The organism is Pseudomonas sp. GL-B-26 (genome assembly GCF_019947405.1).
Classification (GTDB): domain Bacteria; phylum Pseudomonadota; class Gammaproteobacteria; order Pseudomonadales; family Pseudomonadaceae; genus Aquipseudomonas.
Genome location: NZ_JAGYGJ010000053.1, coordinates 1 through 19,496 on the forward strand (window position 1 = coordinate 1; position 19,496 = coordinate 19,496).

10 protein-coding genes and 2 riboswitches are annotated in these 19,496 nt (G+C 60.1%); of the genes, 5 read left to right on the forward strand and 5 right to left on the reverse strand.

Annotated features, from left to right (window positions below):
- Window positions 1–87: 87 nt before the first annotated feature.
- Complete coding sequence (gene cobN, locus KGB23_RS25700) at window positions 88–3,861, reverse strand: cobaltochelatase subunit CobN (RefSeq protein WP_223433070.1); 3,774 nt, start codon at window positions 3,859–3,861, stop codon at window positions 88–90.
- A 3-nt stretch (window positions 3,862–3,864) separates the two neighbouring features.
- Window positions 3,865–4,926, reverse strand: a complete 1,062-nt coding sequence (gene cobW, locus KGB23_RS25705; protein WP_317851632.1) for a cobalamin biosynthesis protein CobW — start codon at window positions 4,924–4,926, stop codon at window positions 3,865–3,867.
- Between the two features lie 100 nt (window positions 4,927–5,026).
- A riboswitch (cobalamin riboswitch) is annotated at window positions 5,027–5,242 on the reverse strand.
- A 193-nt stretch (window positions 5,243–5,435) separates the two neighbouring features.
- Window positions 5,436–5,665: riboswitch (cobalamin riboswitch) on the forward strand.
- Window positions 5,666–5,785: 120 nt separating this feature from the next.
- Between cobW and KGB23_RS25710 the strand changes: the two genes are divergently transcribed.
- The 4 genes from KGB23_RS25710 to cobM all read left to right on the forward strand — a co-directional run bounded on the left by KGB23_RS25710 (window position 5,786) and on the right by cobM (window position 7,948).
- Window positions 5,786–5,989, forward strand: coding sequence for a CbtB domain-containing protein (locus KGB23_RS25710; protein WP_008150980.1), 204 nt, complete (start codon window positions 5,786–5,788; stop codon window positions 5,987–5,989).
- An 11-nt stretch (window positions 5,990–6,000) separates the two neighbouring features.
- Window positions 6,001–6,708 (forward strand): CbtA family protein, encoded by a 708-nt coding sequence (locus tag KGB23_RS25715; RefSeq protein ID WP_150655646.1) that lies wholly within the window; start codon window positions 6,001–6,003, stop codon window positions 6,706–6,708.
- The gene (locus tag KGB23_RS25720) at window positions 6,705–7,118 is read left to right on the forward strand and encodes a cobalamin biosynthesis protein (RefSeq protein ID WP_223433071.1); all 414 of its coding nucleotides are present in this window, start codon (window positions 6,705–6,707) and stop codon (window positions 7,116–7,118) included. The genes KGB23_RS25715 and KGB23_RS25720 overlap by 4 nt, the downstream gene beginning before the upstream one ends.
- Window positions 7,119–7,201: 83 nt before the next feature.
- Window positions 7,202–7,948 carry a precorrin-4 C(11)-methyltransferase gene (gene cobM / locus KGB23_RS25725; protein ID WP_223433072.1) on the forward strand — a complete coding sequence of 249 codons (747 nt, stop codon included), beginning with the start codon at window positions 7,202–7,204 and terminating at the stop codon, window positions 7,946–7,948.
- 146 nt (window positions 7,949–8,094) lie between these two features.
- Here the strand turns inward: cobM and nfuA are convergent, their stop codons facing one another.
- Window positions 8,095–8,679 carry a Fe-S biogenesis protein NfuA gene (gene nfuA, locus KGB23_RS25730; RefSeq protein WP_046048486.1) on the reverse strand — a complete coding sequence of 195 codons (585 nt, stop codon included), beginning with the start codon at window positions 8,677–8,679 and terminating at the stop codon, window positions 8,095–8,097.
- Window positions 8,680–8,886: 207 nt separating this feature from the next.
- A complete protein-coding gene (locus KGB23_RS25735; protein WP_223433073.1) occupies window positions 8,887–11,181 on the reverse strand; it encodes a fatty acid cis/trans isomerase in 2,295 nt (764 codons plus the stop codon).
- 155 nt (window positions 11,182–11,336) lie between these two features.
- On the opposite strand from KGB23_RS25735, the gene metH reads away from it, so the two are divergent.
- Entirely contained in the window at window positions 11,337–15,047 is a 3,711-nt protein-coding gene (metH, locus tag KGB23_RS25740; protein WP_223433074.1) for a methionine synthase, read from the forward strand.
- Window positions 15,048–15,109: 62 nt separating this feature from the next.
- Here metH and KGB23_RS30275 read toward each other — a convergent pair whose 3' ends face one another.
- Window positions 15,110–19,465 carry an NEL-type E3 ubiquitin ligase domain-containing protein gene (locus tag KGB23_RS30275; protein ID WP_317851634.1) on the reverse strand — a complete coding sequence of 1,452 codons (4,356 nt, stop codon included), beginning with the start codon at window positions 19,463–19,465 and terminating at the stop codon, window positions 15,110–15,112.
- Window positions 19,466–19,496: the final 31 nt, after the last annotated feature.

Genomic DNA, 19,496 nt, shown 5'->3' on the forward strand with positions numbered 1-19,496 from the left:
GCTCGCGAAGGCGGTGGGACATTCAATACTGATGTTGACTGACACGCCGCCTTCGCGAGCAAGCCCGCTCCCACAGGGTTTAGCGCACTAACTGTCTTCTTCTATATCGAGCAACAAATTCTCCAGCGCTTCACGGTAGTCACCCGGCTCCTTCCACATCCCCCGCTGCTGCGCCTCCAGCATCCGCTCGGTCATGTCGCGCAACGCATGCGGATTATGCTCGCGAACAAAATCCCGGGTCGCCGGATCCAGCAAATACGCATCCGCCAGTAACGCGTACTGGTGGTCGTCGATCAACTGCGTTGTAGCGTCGAAGGCAAACAGATTATCAACCGTCGCCGCCAGTTCAAACGCGCCTTTATAGCCATGGCGCTTCACGCCGTCGATCCACTTCGGATTGGCTGCCCGGGAGCGAATCACCCGGTTCAGCTCTTCCTTCAACGTGCGGATCTTCGGCAAGTCCGGCTGACTGTGATCGCCATGGTAACTGGCCGCGGCTTCACCACTGAGGCTTTCCACGGCCGCGAGCATGCCGCCCTGGAACTGGTAATAGTCGTTGGAGTCGAGCAAGTCGTGTTCACGGTTGTCCTGGTTTTGCAGCACAGCCTGAACCTGGCTCAGGCGCTGAGCGAACTGCGCTCGCGCCGCGGTGCCTTCGTCAGAACCGCCGTAAGCGTAGCCGCCCCAGTTCAGATAAACCTCGGCCAGGTCGTCACGGCTTTGCCACAGACGACCATCGATGGCGCCCTGCACGCCCGCGCCATAGGCACCGGGTTTGGCGCCAAAGATGCGCCAACCGGCCTGACGCTTGGCCGCGTCTTCATCCAGCCCCGATTGCATCAATGCTTCGCGCTCGGCACGCACTTTGGCCGCCAAGGGGTTGAGGTCGTCCGGCTCATCGAGGGCGGCGACCGCTTGCACGGCGGCGTCGAACAGGCGGATCAGATTGGCAAAGGCATCGCGGAAGAATCCGGAGACGCGCAACGTCACGTCCACGCGCGGACGGTCCAGCAGGCTCAGCGGCAGAATCTCGAAGTCGTCGACCCGCTGACTGCCCGTGGCCCAGACCGGGCGCACGCCCATCAGCGCCATGGCCTGGGCGATGTCATCGCCACCGGTGCGCATGGTCGCGGTACCCCACACCGACAGGCCGAGCTGACGCAGGTGATCGCCGTGGTCTTGCAGGTGTCGTTCGAGAATCAGGTTGGCCGACTGGAAACCGATGCGCCACGCGGTTGTGGTCGGCAGGTTACGCACGTCCACCGAGTAAAAGTTGCGCCCGGTCGGCAGCACGTCGAGCCGACCGCGACTCGGCGCACCACTGGGACCGGCGGGCACGAAGCGACCGCTGAGGGCGTCGAGCAGACCGCGCATTTCCGCCGGACCGCAGGCGTCCAGTCGTGGCGCGACGACTTCGCGCAGGCTGTCGATGATGGCTTTCATCTCTGACCAGCCTGGCTCGTTCAGCTGCTCAACCTCAGTGACCAAGGCTTGCTCGATCAATTGCGCGGCAAACAGTTCCAGACGTTCGCGGGTATCACCTGCCGTGCGCCAGATTTCATCGGTGAGGGCTTGCAGTTCAATCGGACGCGGCCCGATCCAAGGCTCGGCGAGCGTACAATCCAGCGGATCGAAGCCCAACGTGAACGCCTTGGCCAAGGCACGCAGCAGGCTCGATTGCGCACCACGCCCGTCGCCACGCGGAATACGCAACAACGCCAACAACGTATCGATACGCAAACGCCCGGTCGGTGATTCGCCGAAAATGTGCAGGCCGTCGCGGATCTGCGACTCTTTCAAGTCGCACAAATACGTGTCCAGACGCGGCAACCAGATCGCCGCATCAGCATCACTGTCGAGTTTTTCGTCCAGTTGCAGTTCGCGGTCGATGTGCGTCTCGCGCACCAGTTGCAGGATGTCGCGCTGCAATTCCCGGGCACGGCGCGGATCGAGCAATTGCGCTTCGTAATACTCGTCGGCGAGTAATTCGAGGTTGCGTAGCGGGCCGTAAGTTTCGGCGCGGGTCAGCGGCGGCATCAGGTGATCGATGATCACCGCCTGCGTACGGCGCTTGGCCTGGGCGCCCTCGCCCGGATCGTTGACGATGAACGGATAGATGTTCGGCAGCGGCCCGAGCAGCGCATCCGGCCAGCAATGCTCCGACAGCCCGACGCCTTTGCCCGGCAGCCATTCGAGGTTGCCGTGCTTGCCGACGTGGATCACGCCGTGGGCGCCGTAAGTGTTGCGCAACCAGAAATAGAACGCCAAGTAACCGTGAGGCGGCACCAGGTCCGGATCGTGATACACCGCACTTGGGTCCACCTGATAACCCCGCGCCGGTTGAATGCCGACGAAGGTCAGGCCAAAGCGCAGTCCGGCAATCATCATTCGCCCGCCACGGCACATCGGATCGCTTTGCGGCGAGCCCCATCGTTCCAGCACGGCCTGCCGATTGGACTCGGGCAAGGCGTTGAACATCAGGTTGTAGTCGTCCATCGACAGGCTTTGATGACACGGACGTTGGTCGAGGGTTTCGAGGTCGTTGCTGACGCCACCCAGCAACTGCTGGATCAACGCGGTGCCGCTATCAGGCAACTCGGCCGGCAGCGGATAACCTTCTTTATGCAGCGCACGCAGGATATTCAGCGCGGCGGCCGGGGTGTCGAGACCCACGCCATTGCCGATGCGACCATCACGGGTCGGGTAGTTGGCGAGGATCAGGGCGATGCGTTTTTCAGCATTGGGCACCCGCGCCAGATCGATCCAGCGTCGCGCCAGTTCGGCGACAAAATCCATACGCTCCGGTTGTGGCCGATAGCAGACCACATCGGATTGGCTGCGCTCACTGCGCCAGGCCAGGTCTTTGAAGCTGATCGGTCGGCTGATGATCCGCCCGTCCAGTTCCGGCAGCGCGATGTGCATCGCCAGATCGCGCGGACCGAGGCCTTGTTCGCTGGCGCGCCAACCGGGTTCGTTGTCCTGGGCGCAAATCGCCTGGATCACCGGGATGTTGCGGCGAAACGGTCGCAAGTGCGGCGCTTCGGGACTGGATTGAGCGAAACCGGTGGTGTTGAGAATCACGCCGGCTTCGACTTCGTCCAACAGGTCCTCGACCACCGTCAGGCAGCCGGGTTCTTTCAAACTGGCCACTGCAATCGGCAAAGGATTCAACCCTGCCACCTGCAAACGCTGGCAGAAAATATCGATGAAACCGGTGTTGGCCGCCTGCAAATGCGAGCGGTAGAACAGCACCGCCGCCACCGGTTGATCGGCCTGCCAGTCGGCTTGCCAATCCTTCAGTTCAGCGGGGCTTTTTTGCGGGTGGTAGATCGCCGTGCGCGGCAGGGTTTGCGGCTCGGCCCAGGCGTAGTCGCGATCCAGCCAACGATTGGCAAGGCAGCGGAAAAAATCCAGGGCATTGCTCATGCCGCCCTGACGCAGAAACTGCCAGAGCCGATCGCGGTCTTCCGCACCCACCGTGCTTAGCTCGCTGAGTTCAGGGTCCGGGCGGTCATCGCCTGGCACCAGAATCAGCTGCACACCGCGCTCCGACAGTTGCACCAGTTGCTCGACGCCGTAACGCCAATAGGCGATGCCGCCGTGCAACGAAATCAGAATCACCTTGGCGTGGCGCAGCACTTCGTCGAAGTAGAGATCGACCGAGGCGTGATTCTGCACCTGCATCGGGTTGGCCAGGCGCACGCTCGGGTAATCGTCGGGCAACTGCTGCGCCGCTTCGGCGAGCAGCGCGAGGCTGGAATCGCCGCTGCACAGGATCACCAGCTCGGCGGGGGTTTGCCCTAGGTCGGCAATGTTGTCATCCGACACGAAACCGCCGGGCTGGGTCCTGAGCAGGTGCATGGCTTAAACGCTGAGCGCGGCGCGCAATTGCGTTTCGAGCAGCGCGGCATCCAGCGCCTGACCGATCAACACCAGACGCGTGGTGCGCGCTTCATCGGCGCCCCACTGACGGTCGAAGTGCTTGTCGAAACGTGTGCCCACGCCCTGGATCAGCAAGCGCATCGGCTTGTTCGGAATCGCCGCGAAGCCTTTGACGCGCAGGATGCCGTGCTGGACCACCAGTTGGGTCAGCGCGTCCAGCAGCAGACTTTCGTCGGCTTGCGGCAGTTCGATGGAGATGGAGTCAAAGGCATCGTGGTCGTGATCGTCTTCGCCTTCATGGTGGTGATCGTGATGGCTGTGACGGCTGTCAATGTGTTCTTCGGAGCCGGCGCCGAGGCCGATCAGCACGTCCAGTGGCAGACGACCGCTGCTGGCTTCGATGACTTTCACCGCGGGCGGCAGTTCTTCAGCGACTTCCAGGCGCACACGGGCCAGGTCTTCGGGGCTGATCAGGTCGGCCTTGTTGAGGATCACCAGGTCGGCGCTGGCCAGTTGGTCGGCGAACAGTTCGTGCAGCGGCGATTCGTGGTCCAGGTTCGGGTCGAGTTTGCGCTGGGCATCGACCTGGTCCGGGAAAGCCGCGAAGGTGCCGGCGGCAACCGCTGGGCTGTCGACCACGGTGATCACCGCATCAACGGTGCAGGCGCTGCGGATTTCCGGCCACTGGAAGGCTTGCACCAACGGTTTTGGCAGGGCCAGGCCCGAGGTTTCGATGAGGATGTGGTCGAGGTCGCCGCGACGGGCGACGAGTTCGCGCATCACCGGGAAGAACTCTTCCTGAACGGTGCAGCACAGGCAGCCGTTGGCCAGTTCGTAGACGCGGCCGTTGGCTTCTTCTTCAGTGCAGCCGATGGAGCACTGCTTGAGGATTTCGCCGTCGATGCCCAGCTCGCCGAACTCGTTGACGATCACCGCAATGCGACGGCCCTGAGCGTTGTCGAGCATGTGCCGCAGCAAGGTGGTTTTGCCCGAGCCGAGGAAGCCGGTAACGATGGTGACGGGGAGTTTGGCCAGTGTTTTCATCGGATGCCCTTTGGCAAGGTGGCGGGCATACGGGACGACAATCGCTGCGACGGATGTGCGCGCGCAAGAGTTCCGCCACCGGATCACCCCGCCCGGTTGTAGTGAGAATCTGTGTCGAGGCAGGTCTCCTGGCTGACGGTGTGCCGGGTTTGTGGGCCTGGCATTCGCTGCGCCTTCCCGCGAACCCGTTGCACAGGGTTTGCAGTGGCGTGGCAGCGAACATCACCGTTCACAGTTGCGGGGGCAGCCGCGGCATCGACCGCGTTCCCTTCTTAGCTTCGGCAGACGCCGAAGAACCTCGAAAGCGCAAGGCTACGCATCGTGTGGGGGCGGGTCAATGTTCACCTGAGTTCTATGGCGCCCCCTTCGCGAGCAAGTCGAATCGTCGCACCGCCGCTCCCACAGGGGAATGCATTCCAAATGTGGGAGCGGGCTTGCTCGCGAAGGGAGCGCCGCAGTTTCCAACTGAGAACCCTTGCCAATTGACGTCCAACCCCCGCCCATGCTCTCCTACACGCCTTGTTACGGGTGCCCTTCAGAGGGTGAAACGGGAAACCGGTGAATCATGTGCTTTACTCTAAAGTCATGTCAGTCCGGTGCTGCCCCCGCAACGGTAAGCGAGCGAAGCGTCAGATCCACTGTGCCAGCAGTTCGGCATGGGAAGGTGATGCTTGCAGGTCAAGGCGAAAGCCAGTGCCCCTCGTGAGCCCGGAGACCGGCCCGCAACACAAAGTGACCATTACGATCACTGAATAACAAACCCGCGGTGGGCGGGCGCTGTTTGAACCTCTGCGTGCCCGACTCGCAGGGGTCTTCCATGCGCTCTAAATCACCCGCTGACAGACCAGAGGGAAGCGCCATGTCGATCATCAGCAGCACCGGCAGCAACACCGATAAGAGCACCGCCAGCACCACCAACACCCTGACTCAACGCCTGACCGCCGCCGTATGTGCGTCGATCCTGGGTGCCTGCCTGGTGTATTTCGCCGGTTTCTCGCACATCGAAGCGGTGCATAACGCCGCGCACGATACCCGCCACAGCTCCGCATTCCCGTGCCATTGAGACCTGATGACATGATCAAGCGTATTGCGCAAACCGCAGGGTTCACCGGGCTGCTGGCCGCCCTGTTGCTGACCCTGCTGCAAAGCTTCTGGGTGGCGCCACTGATTCTGCAGGCCGAGACGTTCGAAAAATCCGAGCCCGCCGCTGTTGAAGTTCACGAACACGCCGCAGGTGCAGTCGCCGCTCACACCCACGATGCTGAAGCGTGGGAACCGGAAGACGGCTGGCAGCGCGTGCTGTCCACTACCGGCGGCAACCTGGTGGTAGCAGTCGGTTTCGCGCTGATGCTGGCCGGTCTTTACACCTTGCGCGCTCCGACCAAAACCTCCCAAGGCCTGCTTTGGGGTCTGGCCGGTTACGCGACGTTCGTGCTGGCACCGACCCTCGGTCTGCCGCCTGAGCTGCCGGGCACTGCCGCGGCTGATTTGGCGCAACGGCAGATCTGGTGGATCGGCACGGCTGCCTCCACCGCAGTTGGCATCGCATTGATCGTGTTCAGCCGTCACTGGCTGATGAAAGTGCTCGGCGTAGCAATCCTGGCCGTTCCTCACGTGATCGGCGCACCACAACCGGAAGTCCACTCGATGCTGGCTCCGCAAGCCCTGGAAGCTCAGTTCAAAATCGCTTCGCAGCTGACCAACGTGGCATTCTGGCTGGCCCTGGGCCTGATCAGTGCCTGGTTGTTCCGCCGCAAAAGCGATGGTCAATACCACGCATGACTGAGATCAGCACAGCGCCGACTTTAGTGGTCGGCCTGGGCTGCCAGCGCGGCTGCCCCGTCAGCACGCTGCGGGCGCTGCTCGATCAGGCGTTACAGGCACATAAAATCGAACTTCACCAGATCAAGGCGCTGGCCAGCATCGACCTGAAGCGCGAAGAACCTGGCTTGATCGAACTGGCCGAACAGCTGGAGTTACCGTTGATGTACTTCAGCAGCGAACAACTGGCCGGCTATCAACCGCAACTCAGCCACCGCTCGGACATCGCGTTCGAACGCACCGGCTGCTACGGCGTAGCGGAAAGTGCCGCCCTGGCCCTGGCCGAACAACTGACCCAGGCACCGGCAAAATTGCTGATTTCACGACAAAAATATGCCCAGGCCACCTTGGCATTGGCCGGCGCCGCCTAAAATCCTCGATAATCCTCGCCTTCGATCATGAGCAATCTTCATCTGAAGCTTTGCCCAGCCCCTTTTTCTCACAGGAACCGACGATGACCGTCTACTTCATTGGCGCAGGTCCCGGCGACCCGGAACTGATCACCGTCAAAGGCCAACGGCTGATTCGCAGCTGCCCGGTGATCATCTATGCCGGCTCCCTGGTGCCCGCCGCCGTGCTGGAAGGCCATCGCGCCGAACAGGTAGTCAACAGCGCCGAACTGCACCTGAAACAGATCATCGAGCTGATCAAATCCGCCCATGCCAAGGGCCTGGACGTGGCCCGGGTGCACTCTGGCGACCCGAGTCTTTACGGCGCCATTGGCGAGCAGATCCGCTACCTGCGCGAACTCGACATCCCGTTTGAAATCATTCCCGGTGTCACGGCGACGGCGGCCTGCGCGGCGCTGTTGGGCGCGGAACTAACGTTACCCGACGTATCGCAAAGCGTGATCCTGACCCGCTATGCCGACAAAACCGCGATGCCCGCCGGCGAAGAGCTCGGCAGCCTGGCGCAGCACGGGGCGACCATGGCGATCCATCTGGGGGTTAATCATCTGGAGAAAATCCTGGCCGAATTGCTGCCGCATTACGGCGCGGATTGCCCGATTGCGGTGATTCACCGGGCGACCTGGCCGGATCAGGACTGGGTGGTGGGGACGTTGGCGGATATTGCCCAGAAGGTTGAAGCCAAGGGATTTCGACGCACGGCGTTGATTTTGGTGGGTCGGGTTTTGGGCAGTGATCACTTCAGTGAATCATCGCTGTACCGTGCGGGGCATGCGCATTTGTATCGCCCATAGGGCCCCTTCGCGAGCAAGCCCGCTCCCACATTGGAATGCGATCAAATGTGGGAGCGGGCTTGCTCGCGAAGGCGTCAGTGAATTTCACCCATAAAAAAACGGCGCTCACGGGGCGCCGTTTTTTATGTTTGCAGCGAACACCTTACTCAGTAGTAGGCATTTTCTTTCTGCGTGTGGTCGGTGACGTCACGAACGCCCTTGAGCTCGGGAATGCGCTCGAGCAAGGTGCGCTCGATGCCTTCGCGCAAGGTAACGTCTGCCTGGCCGCAGCCCTGGCAACCGCCGCCGAACTTCAGCACGGCGATGCCGTCTTCGACCACATCGATCAGGCTGACCTGACCGCCGTGGCTGGCCAGCCCCGGGTTGATCTCGGTTTGCAGGTAATAGTTGATACGCTCGTTGATCGGGCTGTCGGCATTGACCATCGGTACTTTGGCGTTTGGCGCCTTGATGGTGAGCTGGCCGCCCATACGGTCGGTGGCGTAGTCGACTACCGCATCGTCCAGGAACGCTTCGCTGAACGAGTCGATGTAAGCGGTGAAGCTTTTGAGCCCCAGCGCCGTGTCTTCAGGTTTTTCTTCGCCCGGCTTGCAATAAGCAATGCAGGTTTCGGCGTACTGGGTGCCAGGCTGGGTGATAAAGACGCGGATGCCGATGCCTGGGGTGTTCTGCTTGGAGAGCAGATCAGCCAGATAATCGTGGGCGGCGTCGGTAATGGTAATAGCGGTCATGGAAACTCCTCGCAGGCTTGGGCGCAGTTTACGCCAATCATCGCGCCGTACAAAGTCCTAGTATTTTTGTCGGGAACTGTGGCGAGGGGGCTTGCCCCCGTTCGGCTGCGCAGCAGTCGTAAACCAGACAACTCGGTGTATCTGAAGAATGCAGAGGGCTGCTTCGCAACCCAACGGGGGCAAGCCCCCTCGCCACAGGGCCCTTAATCAAAGATTCTCGTACCGGTTCATGTCCAGCACGCCCTCTTCTACCGGATCGGTCTCGTGGACGTACCGGCTCAGGTCATGGAAGTAGAACCAGAACTGCGGATGGCTGCGGCGAATGCCCCAGCGCTCGACGATTTTTTCGAAGCGATTAGCATCCTTGGCGTTTTCCATCTCGTCCACGAACTCAGGCACTTGCTCGGCCGGAATGTTGAACATGAAGTTCGGATAGCTGCTGAGCACGCCCGGAAAAATGGTGATCGTGTCGAGCCCCGGTTGATAACGCCGGGATTCACCGAGCAGGAACGCGACGTTACTGTGCGCCCGGTTGCGCAGCAGGCTGTAAACCTCACGCTTGCCGCTCGCGGTTTCGATGCGCAGCAGAGTCGCTTCCGGCAACTGATCGATAACCTTCAGCCCGGCCGCCGGACGCGAAGTCAGACGACTCAACGCCTGCTCGGCGCTCTGCAAGGCCAGATCGATGTTCGGCCGCGAGCAATAAGCGCCGTCACAACGGTTGATCGGATCCGGCTTGGCGTTGAGGTCGCCGTAACGGGCCAGCAACTGCAGGGTGAAATCGCGTTTCGGGTCCTTTTCGTCCAGTACCAGCGCCGTCTCTTTGTCGTTATCGATGGCCTCGTAGTCCAGCCACATCTTGAATTTGCCGCCGCTCTGGTACCAGTCGTCGAGGTAGTCGTCGCGCGAATCGGCCGGCATCAGGCGCAGGAAGTTTTGCTCGGCGCCGTTGCGGATCAGGTCGAAGTACAGCCGGGTTTGCGCCTGATGGGAGACGTTGCCGAACACGTCGAAGTTGACCGCCAACTGGTAATAGGTGCGCTCCAGCAGCGGGAAGTCGAACAGCCACATCGTTTGCGGCACGTCACCGATCAGGCCTTTGTTCACCGAGGCACTGTCAAAATGCCGGAAGATCGTCAGCAAGGCGTTATCGTTACCGGCCCACAAGGTCGACCAGCTCGGCGCCGGCGCGTCGGCGTAACTGTCACGGCGCAGCGCCTCGTACTCGTTACGCTTGTCGCGGTAGTCATGCCACAGGCTCAGGACGCTGCCGACATCGTCGTTCTGCCCCGGCATCGCCAACAACGGCGTGGCCTGGCCGCGATAATTCGGATCGATGATGTAGAGATCATGTTCAGGCGCCTGGAACAGTGCCCAGAAGTTATCGCGGATCACGTCGGTGGCGATCTGCCCACGGCACACCGGGCCGCGAATAAACGTACGGACGAAGTATTCGGCGTTATCGAGCATGAATTGATAACGCGCCTGGGCCGGGATTGCCTCGAACGTGGTGAACGGATTGGCCCGACGCTCCGGCCCGTAGCCCGGCAAGGCGTTGACCTGCCAGTTGCCGTTATAGAAGAGGCTTTTGATCCGTGCCATCTTCGCCGCGCTCAACGGGTAGGTGATGTGCGTCTTCTGCACAACCACGCCTTGCACCGGCCACAAGCGGTAATACACCTGAGTGCCCGGATCGTCATTCGGGCGGCGTGTGTTGATCAGATCAATCGGCTGGCCAGTCGGCGTGCGCGAACGTACCCACTGAAAGAAATGCCCCGGCTCGCCGTCCTTGAAATAGAGATGAGCGAGAAACCAATGCTCGAACAACCAACGCCCCACCAGGCTTTGCCGTCCGCCCGGTGAATTGAGCAGGTTTTCCCACTGCACCACCTGCAACGCTTCTTTGGCGCTCGGTACAAGACCTTGCTCGTCAATCGGCGCGCCGGACGCCAGCCAGCGTTGCAGCGTCTGGTATTGCTGGTCAGTCAGACCGGTGACCGCCAGCGGCATGCCCTCTTTGGGATGTGATTTGGCGTAGCCGTCGAACTCGGCCGGCATCGCGCACGTGTTTTCCCGGCTCAGGCCCAGAACGATCTCTTCTGGCAACCTGGCATTGGGTTGCAAAGGCGTTTTGTGGCCCAGCTCGAGCATCCGCGCCATCAACGCGGCCTGACTGCCTTGAGCGTCGAGCACCGAATAGAAATCCTTTTGCTGCCAGGCGCGTTTACCGAAGGCGTCATAAAACAGCCGGGTCGGCGCGGCAGCCTGGCGGCGTTGGCCGTCGTAGACCGGGACCTTGGTCGCGCCACGAGCGGCCCCTTCGCCACTGCCCAGGTTGAGCTGACAGGCGGCGTCATAGCAGGCATGGCAGGCCACACACTTTTCGGTGAAGATCGGTTGGATGTCGCGGCTGTAGGAAATGGCAGAGGAAATGGCCGGATCCTGCGCGGCGGCGCCCCAGCTTAAAAACAGCAAAACAATGCTGATGACGCGATAAGACATATCCCTGGTCCCGATCATGAAAAAACGTCGCGATTCTACCGGTCTGCCCCCCGCTCCAACATGAGCGATATTCATGCAAAACCGGGACATGCTCTAAAACCACGCAGGTTTGCTATTATCCCGCCCCTTCGTCATGGTCTTTCCGAGTAGTCCAAATGTCCGATCGCAGTGTTCGCCTTCAAGCTCTCAAGCACGCCCTCAAAGAGCGCATCCTGATTCTCGATGGCGGCATGGGCACGATGATCCAGAGCTACAAGCTCGAAGAGCAGGATTACCGCGGCAAACGCTTCGCCGACTGGCCAAGTGACGTCAAGGGCAACAACGACCTGTTGGTCCTGACGCGCCCGGACGTGATTGGCGCCATCGAGAAAGCCTACCTGGATGCCGGCGCCGACATTCTGGAAACCAACACCTTCAATGCCACCCAAGTGTCCCAAGCTGACTACGGCATGCAAGGCCTGGCGTACGAGCTAAACGTAGAAGGCGCACGCCTGGCGCGCAAGGTGGCAGACGCCAAGACCCTGGAAACCCCGGACAAGCCGCGCTTCGTCGCTGGCGTGCTCGGCCCTACAAGCCGCACCTGCTCGCTGTCGCCTGACGTGAACAACCCTGGCTACCGCAACGTGACCTTCGATGAACTGGTGGAAAACTACACCGAGGCCACTAAAGGCCTGATCGAAGGCGGTGCCGACCTGATTCTGATCGAAACCATTTTCGACACCCTGAACGCCAAAGCGGCGATCTTCGCGGTGCAAGGTGTGTACGAAGAACTCGGCGTCGAATTGCCGATCATGATCTCCGGCACCATTACCGATGCCTCCGGCCGTACGCTCTCCGGCCAGACTACCGAAGCTTTCTGGAACTCCGTGGCCCACGCCAAGCCCATCTCGGTCGGTTTGAACTGCGCCCTCGGCGCCAGCGAATTGCGCCCGTACCTGGAAGAACTGTCGAACAAGGCCAGCACCCACGTATCCGCGCACCCGAACGCCGGCCTGCCGAATGAATTTGGCGAGTACGACGAACTGCCGTCGGAAACCGCCAAGGTCATCGAAGAATTTGCCCAAAGCGGCTTCCTCAATATCGTCGGCGGTTGCTGCGGCACCACGCCGGGCCACATCGAAGCCATCGCCAACGCCGTCGCCGGTTATGCGCCGCGCGAAATCCCGGACATCCCGAAGGCCTGCCGCCTCTCGGGCCTGGAACCGTTCACCATCGATCGCAGCTCGCTGTTCGTCAACGTCGGCGAACGCACCAACATCACCGGTTCCGCCAAGTTCGCCCGGCTGATCCGTGAAGACAATTACACCGAAGCCCTGGAAGTCGCCCTGCAGCAGGTTGAAGCCGGCGCCCAGGTGATCGACATCAACATGGACGAAGGGATGCTCGATTCGAAGAAGGCCATGGTGACCTTCCTCAATCTGATTGCCGGCGAACCGGACATCTCCCGCGTCCCGATCATGATCGACTCCTCCAAGTGGGAAGTGATCGAAGCCGGCCTCAAGTGCATCCAGGGCAAGGGCATCGTCAACTCCATCAGCATGAAAGAAGGCGTCGAGCAGTTCATTCATCACGCCAAACTGTGCAAGCGCTACGGCGCCGCCGTGGTGGTGATGGCCTTCGACGAAGCCGGCCAGGCCGACACCGAAGCGCGCAAGAAAGAAATCTGCAAACGCTCCTACGACATTCTGGTCAACGAAGTCGGCTTCCCACCGGAAGACATCATCTTTGACCCGAACATCTTCGCCGTGGCCACCGGTATCGAAGAACACAACAACTACGCTGTGGACTTCATCAATGCCTGTGCCTACATCCGTGACGAACTGCCGTACGCGCTGACCTCGGGCGGCGTGTCCAACGTGTCGTTCTCGTTCCGGGGCAACAACCCGGTGCGCGAGGCGATTCACTCGGTGTTCCTGCTGTATGCGATCCGCAACGGCCTGACCATGGGCATCGTCAACGCCGGTCAGCTGGAGATCTACGACCAGATCCCGGCCGAGCTGCGTGACGCCGTTGAAGACGTAGTGCTCAACCGCACCCCGGAAGGCACCGACGCCCTCCTCGCCATTGCCGACAAGTACAAGGGCGACGGCAGCGTCAAGGAAACCGAAACCGAAGAATGGCGCGGCTGGGACGTCAACAAGCGTCTGGAGCATGCGCTGGTCAAAGGCATCACCACACATATTGTTGAAGACACTGAAGAATCCCGTCAGTCGTTCGCTCGCCCGATCGAAGTGATCGAAGGCCCGCTGATGTCCGGCATGAACATCGTCGGCGACCTGTTCGGCGCGGGCAAAATGTTCTTGCCGCAGGTGGTGAAATCCGCCCGCGTGATGAAGCAGGCCGTGGCCCACTTGATCCCGTTCATCGAACTGGAAAAAGGCGACAAACCGGAAGCCAAGGGCAAGATCCTCATGGCCACGGTAAAAGGCGACGTGCACGACATCGGCAAGAACATCGTCGGCGTGGTGCTGGGCTGTAACGGCTACGACATCGTCGACCTCGGCGTGATGGTGCCGGCCGAAAAAATCCTGCAAGTGGCCAAGGAGCAGAAGTGCGACATCATCGGCTTGTCCGGCCTGATTACGCCATCGCTGGATGAAATGGTCCACGTGGCCCGCGAGATGCAGCGTCAGGACTTCCATCTGCCACTGATGATCGGCGGCGCGACCACCTCGAAAGCGCACACGGCAGTGAAGATCGAGCCGAAATACAGCAACGACGCAGTGATCTACGTCACCGACGCTTCCCGCGCCGTGGGCGTGGCGACGCAGTTACTGTCCAAGGAGTTGAAACCGGCTTTCGTCGAGAAGACCCGCCTGGAATACATCGACGTCCGCGAGCGTACTGCCAACCGTAGCGCCCGTACCGAGCGCCTGAGTTACCCGGCGGCCATCGCCAAGAAACCGCAGTTCGACTGGAGCACTTACGCGCCGGTCAAACCGACCTTTACCGGTGCCAAGGTGCTGGACAACATCGACTTGAAAGTCCTGGCCGAATACATCGACTGGACGCCGTTCTTTATCTCCTGGGACCTGGCCGGCAAGTACCCGCGCATTCTGCAGGACGAAGTGGTCGGTGAAGCCGCCACCGCGCTGTTCGCCGATGCCCAGGAAATGCTCGCCAAGCTGATCGACGAGAAACTCATCAGCGCCCGCGCGGTGTTCGGCTTCTGGCCGGCCAACCAGGTGCGTGACGACGACATCGAAGTTTATGGCGATGACGGCAAGCCGATTGCCAAGCTGCATCACCTGCGTCAGCAGATCATCAAGACCGACGGCAAACCGAACTTCTCCCTGGCTGACTTCGTTGCACCGAAGGACAGCGAAGTGACCGACTACGTGGGTGGTTTCATCACCACCGCCGGGATCGGCGCCGAAGAAGTGGCCAAGGCCTATCAGGATGCCGGCGACGACTACAACTCGATCATGGTCAAGGCACTGGCCGACCGTTTGGCCGAGGCGTGCGCCGAGTGGCTGCACCAGCAGGTCCGTAAAGATTATTGGGGTTACGCCAAGGACGAGACGCTCGACAACGAGGCGCTGATCAAAGAGCAATACACCGGTATCCGCCCTGCCCCGGGCTACCCGGCCTGCCCGGATCACACCGAGAAATCCACACTGTTCAAGTTGCTGGACCCCGAGGCCTCGGAAATGAAAGCCGGCCGCAGCGGCGTGTTCCTCACTGAGCACTACGCCATGTTCCCGGCGGCAGCGGTCAGCGGTTGGTACTTCGCTCACCCGCAGGCGCAGTATTTTGCCGTGGGCAAGATCGACAAGGATCAAGTGCAGAGCTACACGTCGCGCAAGGGTCAGGAGTTGAGCGTGACCGAGCGCTGGCTGGCGCCGAACCTGGGTTACGACAACTGATGATGGTCCCGGGAGTCGACTGGTGCGACTCCCGGGGTTCTTGTGAAAGCTGCCGCTAAACGTTACAGCCCCACCAGCGTCCGTTCTTTTTCAGACAATTCGCGCACCAACTTTCCTTGCTCGAAGAGAAGGTCTGCCTCTATCACCCGCATGGCGGTCTTGTACTGTTCCTCCGCGCCTTCGCCGTAATTTGGATACGCCTCGTCTACCTCATGCTCTCTGCCTGCAAACCCCTCTCGCACCTGGGCGAACCGTTCAGGGTATTTGTCCTTCAAATAGTCGCTCCAGTACTGGCGGCCGACCAAATCATCAACAAATGCCGATGATTGTTCTGCCGCGATCACTTCAGCATGGGCCGCATCCAGCATGACAGGCGTTACGTTGCCGCTGTAGCGCATGCCTCTTGGTTGCCCCGGCAACTCAAGTCGCTCGGCAAGGCCGATACGATAGGCTAACCGCACTTCCGCCGGATCAGTTGAACGGCGGCTTGCCTGTCGCTGGACAATGTCGCGGTTAGCGATTTTCTCGACTTCGCCAAGGCGAAACAGGTTCCTGCCAAGTCTGAACAAGACTTTACCTTGTTGGCCCGGGGAAATTGACTTCGCGGTCTCACATTCGAAAGTCTTAACTTCTATATCGCTGAACAACAGGATTTGACCATCAACGCAGGTTGCGCCAGACCTCGCCATTTCGAAGATCGTATCCCTCAGACCTGCGTCGCTATCGGCCACCCTCATCACGGTATGGACCCGCCGCACAAGATCAGGACGTCCCGTCAGGAAGTCTGTCGTACCTTCCATTCTGGTCAGCAGATTGAAGAAGAACTTACTGTTTTGCGCTTGCTCGAAGTCATTCCATATCCGTATCAATTCCTCTGAGTCGGCTGCTGACGGAGCGATCCATCGCTCACGGGCGTCAGTACCTGTCACCTCATCCAAATCTACTTCTACGTCACTTGCAATCGAGTCATCGCTATCGCTGTCGTTAAAGCTGCGGCTGTCGCTACTGCTATCAATCCGCTCCAACGCCTCATCAATCTCTTCTGGCGTCCATCCCACTATCTGCTCGCCCTCCAGCACCTGATTACGCAGCATTAGCAGGCTCGCGCCATCCAGAGTTTCGTTGCTGGCCAGATTCGTGCCCGCACGCAATTCCCTGTGTTCATCGGCCATCAGGACCGACGGAATGGACTCGATCATGTTGTCGCGCAAATCCAGCGCGCTGAGCGAGGGGAGCTGAAGCGTTCCCTGCGGCCAGATGACCAGGCGATTGCCACTCAGATCGAGGGCCTGCAAACGGGTAAGAGGGCTGACATCCAGCGACTCAAGCCAGTTTTCGGACAGGTTCAATGATTCCAGGTTGCTCAATCCTGCAAGCTGACGCTGGAGCTGAGGTGCATTGGAAAAACGGTTATTGACTGCCGAAAGTCGCTTGAGGCTGTTCAATGAGGTCACGGACTCTGGCAAGGCACTCAATGCGTTGGCATTCAGCGCCAGGGTATGAACGTGAGTAAACGCGCCGAGGAAATCGCTTAGCCCCTCCTCTCTCAGATAAACGTTGTTCAGGTTCAACGCACCGACATGAGCGAAGTCGGCGGGTAGAGCCGGGAGATTGCCCAAGGGGTTATCGGACAGATCAAGGATGTAACCTCCCGATGCGCTCTCCACGGCCTGCGCCCCGCGAAGGTTCTGCCTCCAGCACGCCATTATCCGGTCAGCCGCCTGACGACGCTCGGTGGCTGCAATCCACACAGGAGGAGAGGATTCACCCATCCGCTGTGGTTGGGTTTCGATCCATGTGTTCAGGGTCTTCGTCAATGCCTGATGTTGTCTGTCCCATTTGGCCAATTGCTCATACAGGGGGCCAGCGCCGCCATGGCGTAACGTCAGTTCATCAATTATCCGTATCGCCTCGACGCCTGGCAGGTCCGGATCAAGCCTTCGCAAGCGGGCTTGTGGGGTCAAGCGTGTCAGGTCATTGCCAGGTACAACGGGCAGCGGCAATAACAAGTCCGGATTTTGCGCGACCAGAACCGGAAAGTACTCTGGCTCACCCAGGGTAATGCCCGCCTGCAAGCTGGCTCTGGAGATACCCATGGGTGTTTCGGAAGAAGTACTCGCCAGCAAATCGGTGCGGGCCTTGGCCGTCAATCGACAGCCAGTCATATCGATCCTTAGAGCGTCATGGCCGGTCAGGGCAGCCTCAGGAATCGTCGTGATAGCGCTGTTGTTCAACTCGAGCTTGCCGAGGCCGGACAAGTTCAATGCACCTTTTGGCCAGTCCTTAATGGCGGAATGACCCACACGCAGGGTCTTCAAGCGGGTCATGGCGCTGACATCCAGCGAATCGAGCCGGTTATAGCGCAAGTCCAGGCTTTCAAGGGCAGACAACCGGTTCAAGCGTTGCTGCATACTCGGGGTAATTGTCAGGTGATTTCGGCTCAGCTCCAGATAACTGAGTTTTCCGAGATTGCCCAATGCCGACGGGAGATCCTGCAGTTGATTGCCACTCAGATCCAACCCACGAATGTCGGTGAAGCCGCTCAAAAAACGACTGAAATCCTCGGATGAGGCCACCACACCCGACATTTGCAGGGTTTGCACATGGGCAAAATTCGTTGCTGACAGCGCTGGCAGTTCAGGCAGATCGCCCAGCGGCCAGCCGGACAAATCAAGAGTCGATGCAATGATTTGTCGCGGCATGCCAGGCAATGGCCACACCGTTGAAGACCCGGCCAGAGGCTGCGAAGACTGTGCCTCCTGCGTACCGCCATAGCGTTTACGCAGACCATCACGCCAACACTCACGGATTCGCCGGGCAACGGATTCTCGTTCCCGAATGTTGACTTGCCGGCCATTGACTCTTGCTGTTCGCTGCTGCCACGCCTCCAGTTGCTGTCGCAATGCCTGTCCATCCTGGCGCAGTGCATTGATCCGTGCCAGCAACACCCGCCCTGCCAACCCCTCAACCTTCATTCGCCCAAGGGCAATCTTCGAAAGCTCGTCGCTTGTCTCCAGGGCGTTGTGTAGCGTGCCTTGGCAATAACGATCCAGCATTTGCCCGGTATCCAGCAAATGCGCAGGATTGTCGTGCACATACTCGTATGCCTTCACGAAGTCCTCAGTGCTCAGCCTGGCCCAGTTGAGTTTCATGCCGGGCCACAGTGATTCATGACCGGATAGCCATTCAGGGGGAAGTGTCTTGACGCTTGAGTGAGTGAGATCCAGCGACCTGAGCTGCGGCAATTGCAGAGCGCCCTTCGGCCAGACCTCTGTCGTTCCGTACACACTCAACGAATGCAGTTGAGTCAGGCGACTGACATCCAGCTCGCCCGCCATGCCGATCACGTCCAATCGTTGCAGTTGTGGCATCGCGTCTATCACCGATTGGGCAGCGTCGGTGAATTCCGGACCCAGCGGCCCTGCCATCTCCAGCTCACGAATACCCGGCAGTGCCTTTAGTCTCTCGGCCAGTTGAACCCTATCGACGCCATCCTGGACTCCCAACGTCAGCGACCGGGCGTTGGGGAACTGGCGCACAAAGGCTTCCGGCGTCTGACTCAATACTCCACCAACACTCATATTCAGACGACTTACGTGAGGAAAGTTGCCGGCCAGTTCCGGCAGGCTGTCTGCAGCGCCCACGTCCAGAGAAACACTGGCATCGCCATCGTAAATACCCCTCCGCTGCCAGACGTATCGAATGTTTCGTGCGACTTGATGGCGGGCAGTATTCTGGCCGCCGCTGGTTATCCATTGTTCGAGCTGCGCCGTCAGGGCCTCGTATTCCCGGCCCCGCATGTTCAGAAAATGGGCGATCTGCGTTTCGGTCATGCCATCACGCGCAAGCTTGATGACCATCAATTCCGCCACCTCATCGGAGAAGATCGGATAGACATCCCGCAACCTGGAGACCAATGAGGGATTCACCTTTGCTCCGGCACCTCGCCCGCTCAATGGGTAGCCGACCCTGCCGTCGGCCAGTCGCACCGGCGAACGGAATCGTGGCATGGCGGCGTTGGGCACGAGGGTTTCCATCATCTGATCACGGTGGCCCATGGCGTAGGTGGTCAACGTCTTTTGTAACCTGGCACCCTGCGTCACATTGGGCATGCCCAACTGAGTGCGGACGTCGTCCGGCAACGCATGCATGACCGAAGAGAAAAAGTTGTCGCCTTCTTTCGGTACGCTGCTCAACGAGTTTTCTTGCTGGTCGAAGGCCTGGAACTGATTGGCTTGATGATGTTGATAGCCGTCCTTGACCAGGTATTTGACTTGCTCGGCCGTCTCGCTACCGATGGTGTCGAGCAGTTTTCCGCCGCAATCGCCCTGACGAACTTCCAGGCGCAGGCTTTTCGGCCTGTCGGGGAGTTTTTCAAGGCTGTGCAGCGCCAGGCGCTGGCTGTCGGATGACGCCATGCTCTCCAGCTGCAGTCCGGCCAAGGCCTTG

Bases quoted from the DNA above. Each gene is read 5' to 3' on its own strand.
- cobN (WP_223433070.1), bottom strand. From the start codon at position 3,861: ATGCACCTGCTCAGGACCCAGCCCGGCGGTTTCGTGTCGGATGACAAC.
- KGB23_RS25715 (WP_150655646.1), top strand. From the start codon at position 6,001: ATGATCAAGCGTATTGCGCAAACCGCAGGGTTCACCGGGCTGCTGGCC.
- nfuA (WP_046048486.1), bottom strand. From the start codon at position 8,679: ATGACCGCTATTACCATTACCGACGCCGCCCACGATTATCTGGCTGAT.
- KGB23_RS25710 (WP_008150980.1), top strand. From the start codon at position 5,786: ATGTCGATCATCAGCAGCACCGGCAGCAACACCGATAAGAGCACCGCC.
- metH (WP_223433074.1), top strand. From the start codon at position 11,337: ATGTCCGATCGCAGTGTTCGCCTTCAAGCTCTCAAGCACGCCCTCAAA.
- cobM (WP_223433072.1), top strand. From the start codon at position 7,202: ATGACCGTCTACTTCATTGGCGCAGGTCCCGGCGACCCGGAACTGATC.
- KGB23_RS25720 (WP_223433071.1), top strand. From the start codon at position 6,705: ATGACTGAGATCAGCACAGCGCCGACTTTAGTGGTCGGCCTGGGCTGC.
- cobW (WP_317851632.1), bottom strand. From the start codon at position 4,926: ATGAAAACACTGGCCAAACTCCCCGTCACCATCGTTACCGGCTTCCTC.
- KGB23_RS25735 (WP_223433073.1), bottom strand. From the start codon at position 11,181: ATGTCTTATCGCGTCATCAGCATTGTTTTGCTGTTTTTAAGCTGGGGC.
- KGB23_RS30275 (WP_317851634.1), bottom strand. From the start codon at position 19,465: ATGGCGTCATCCGACAGCCAGCGCCTGGCGCTGCACAGCCTTGAAAAA.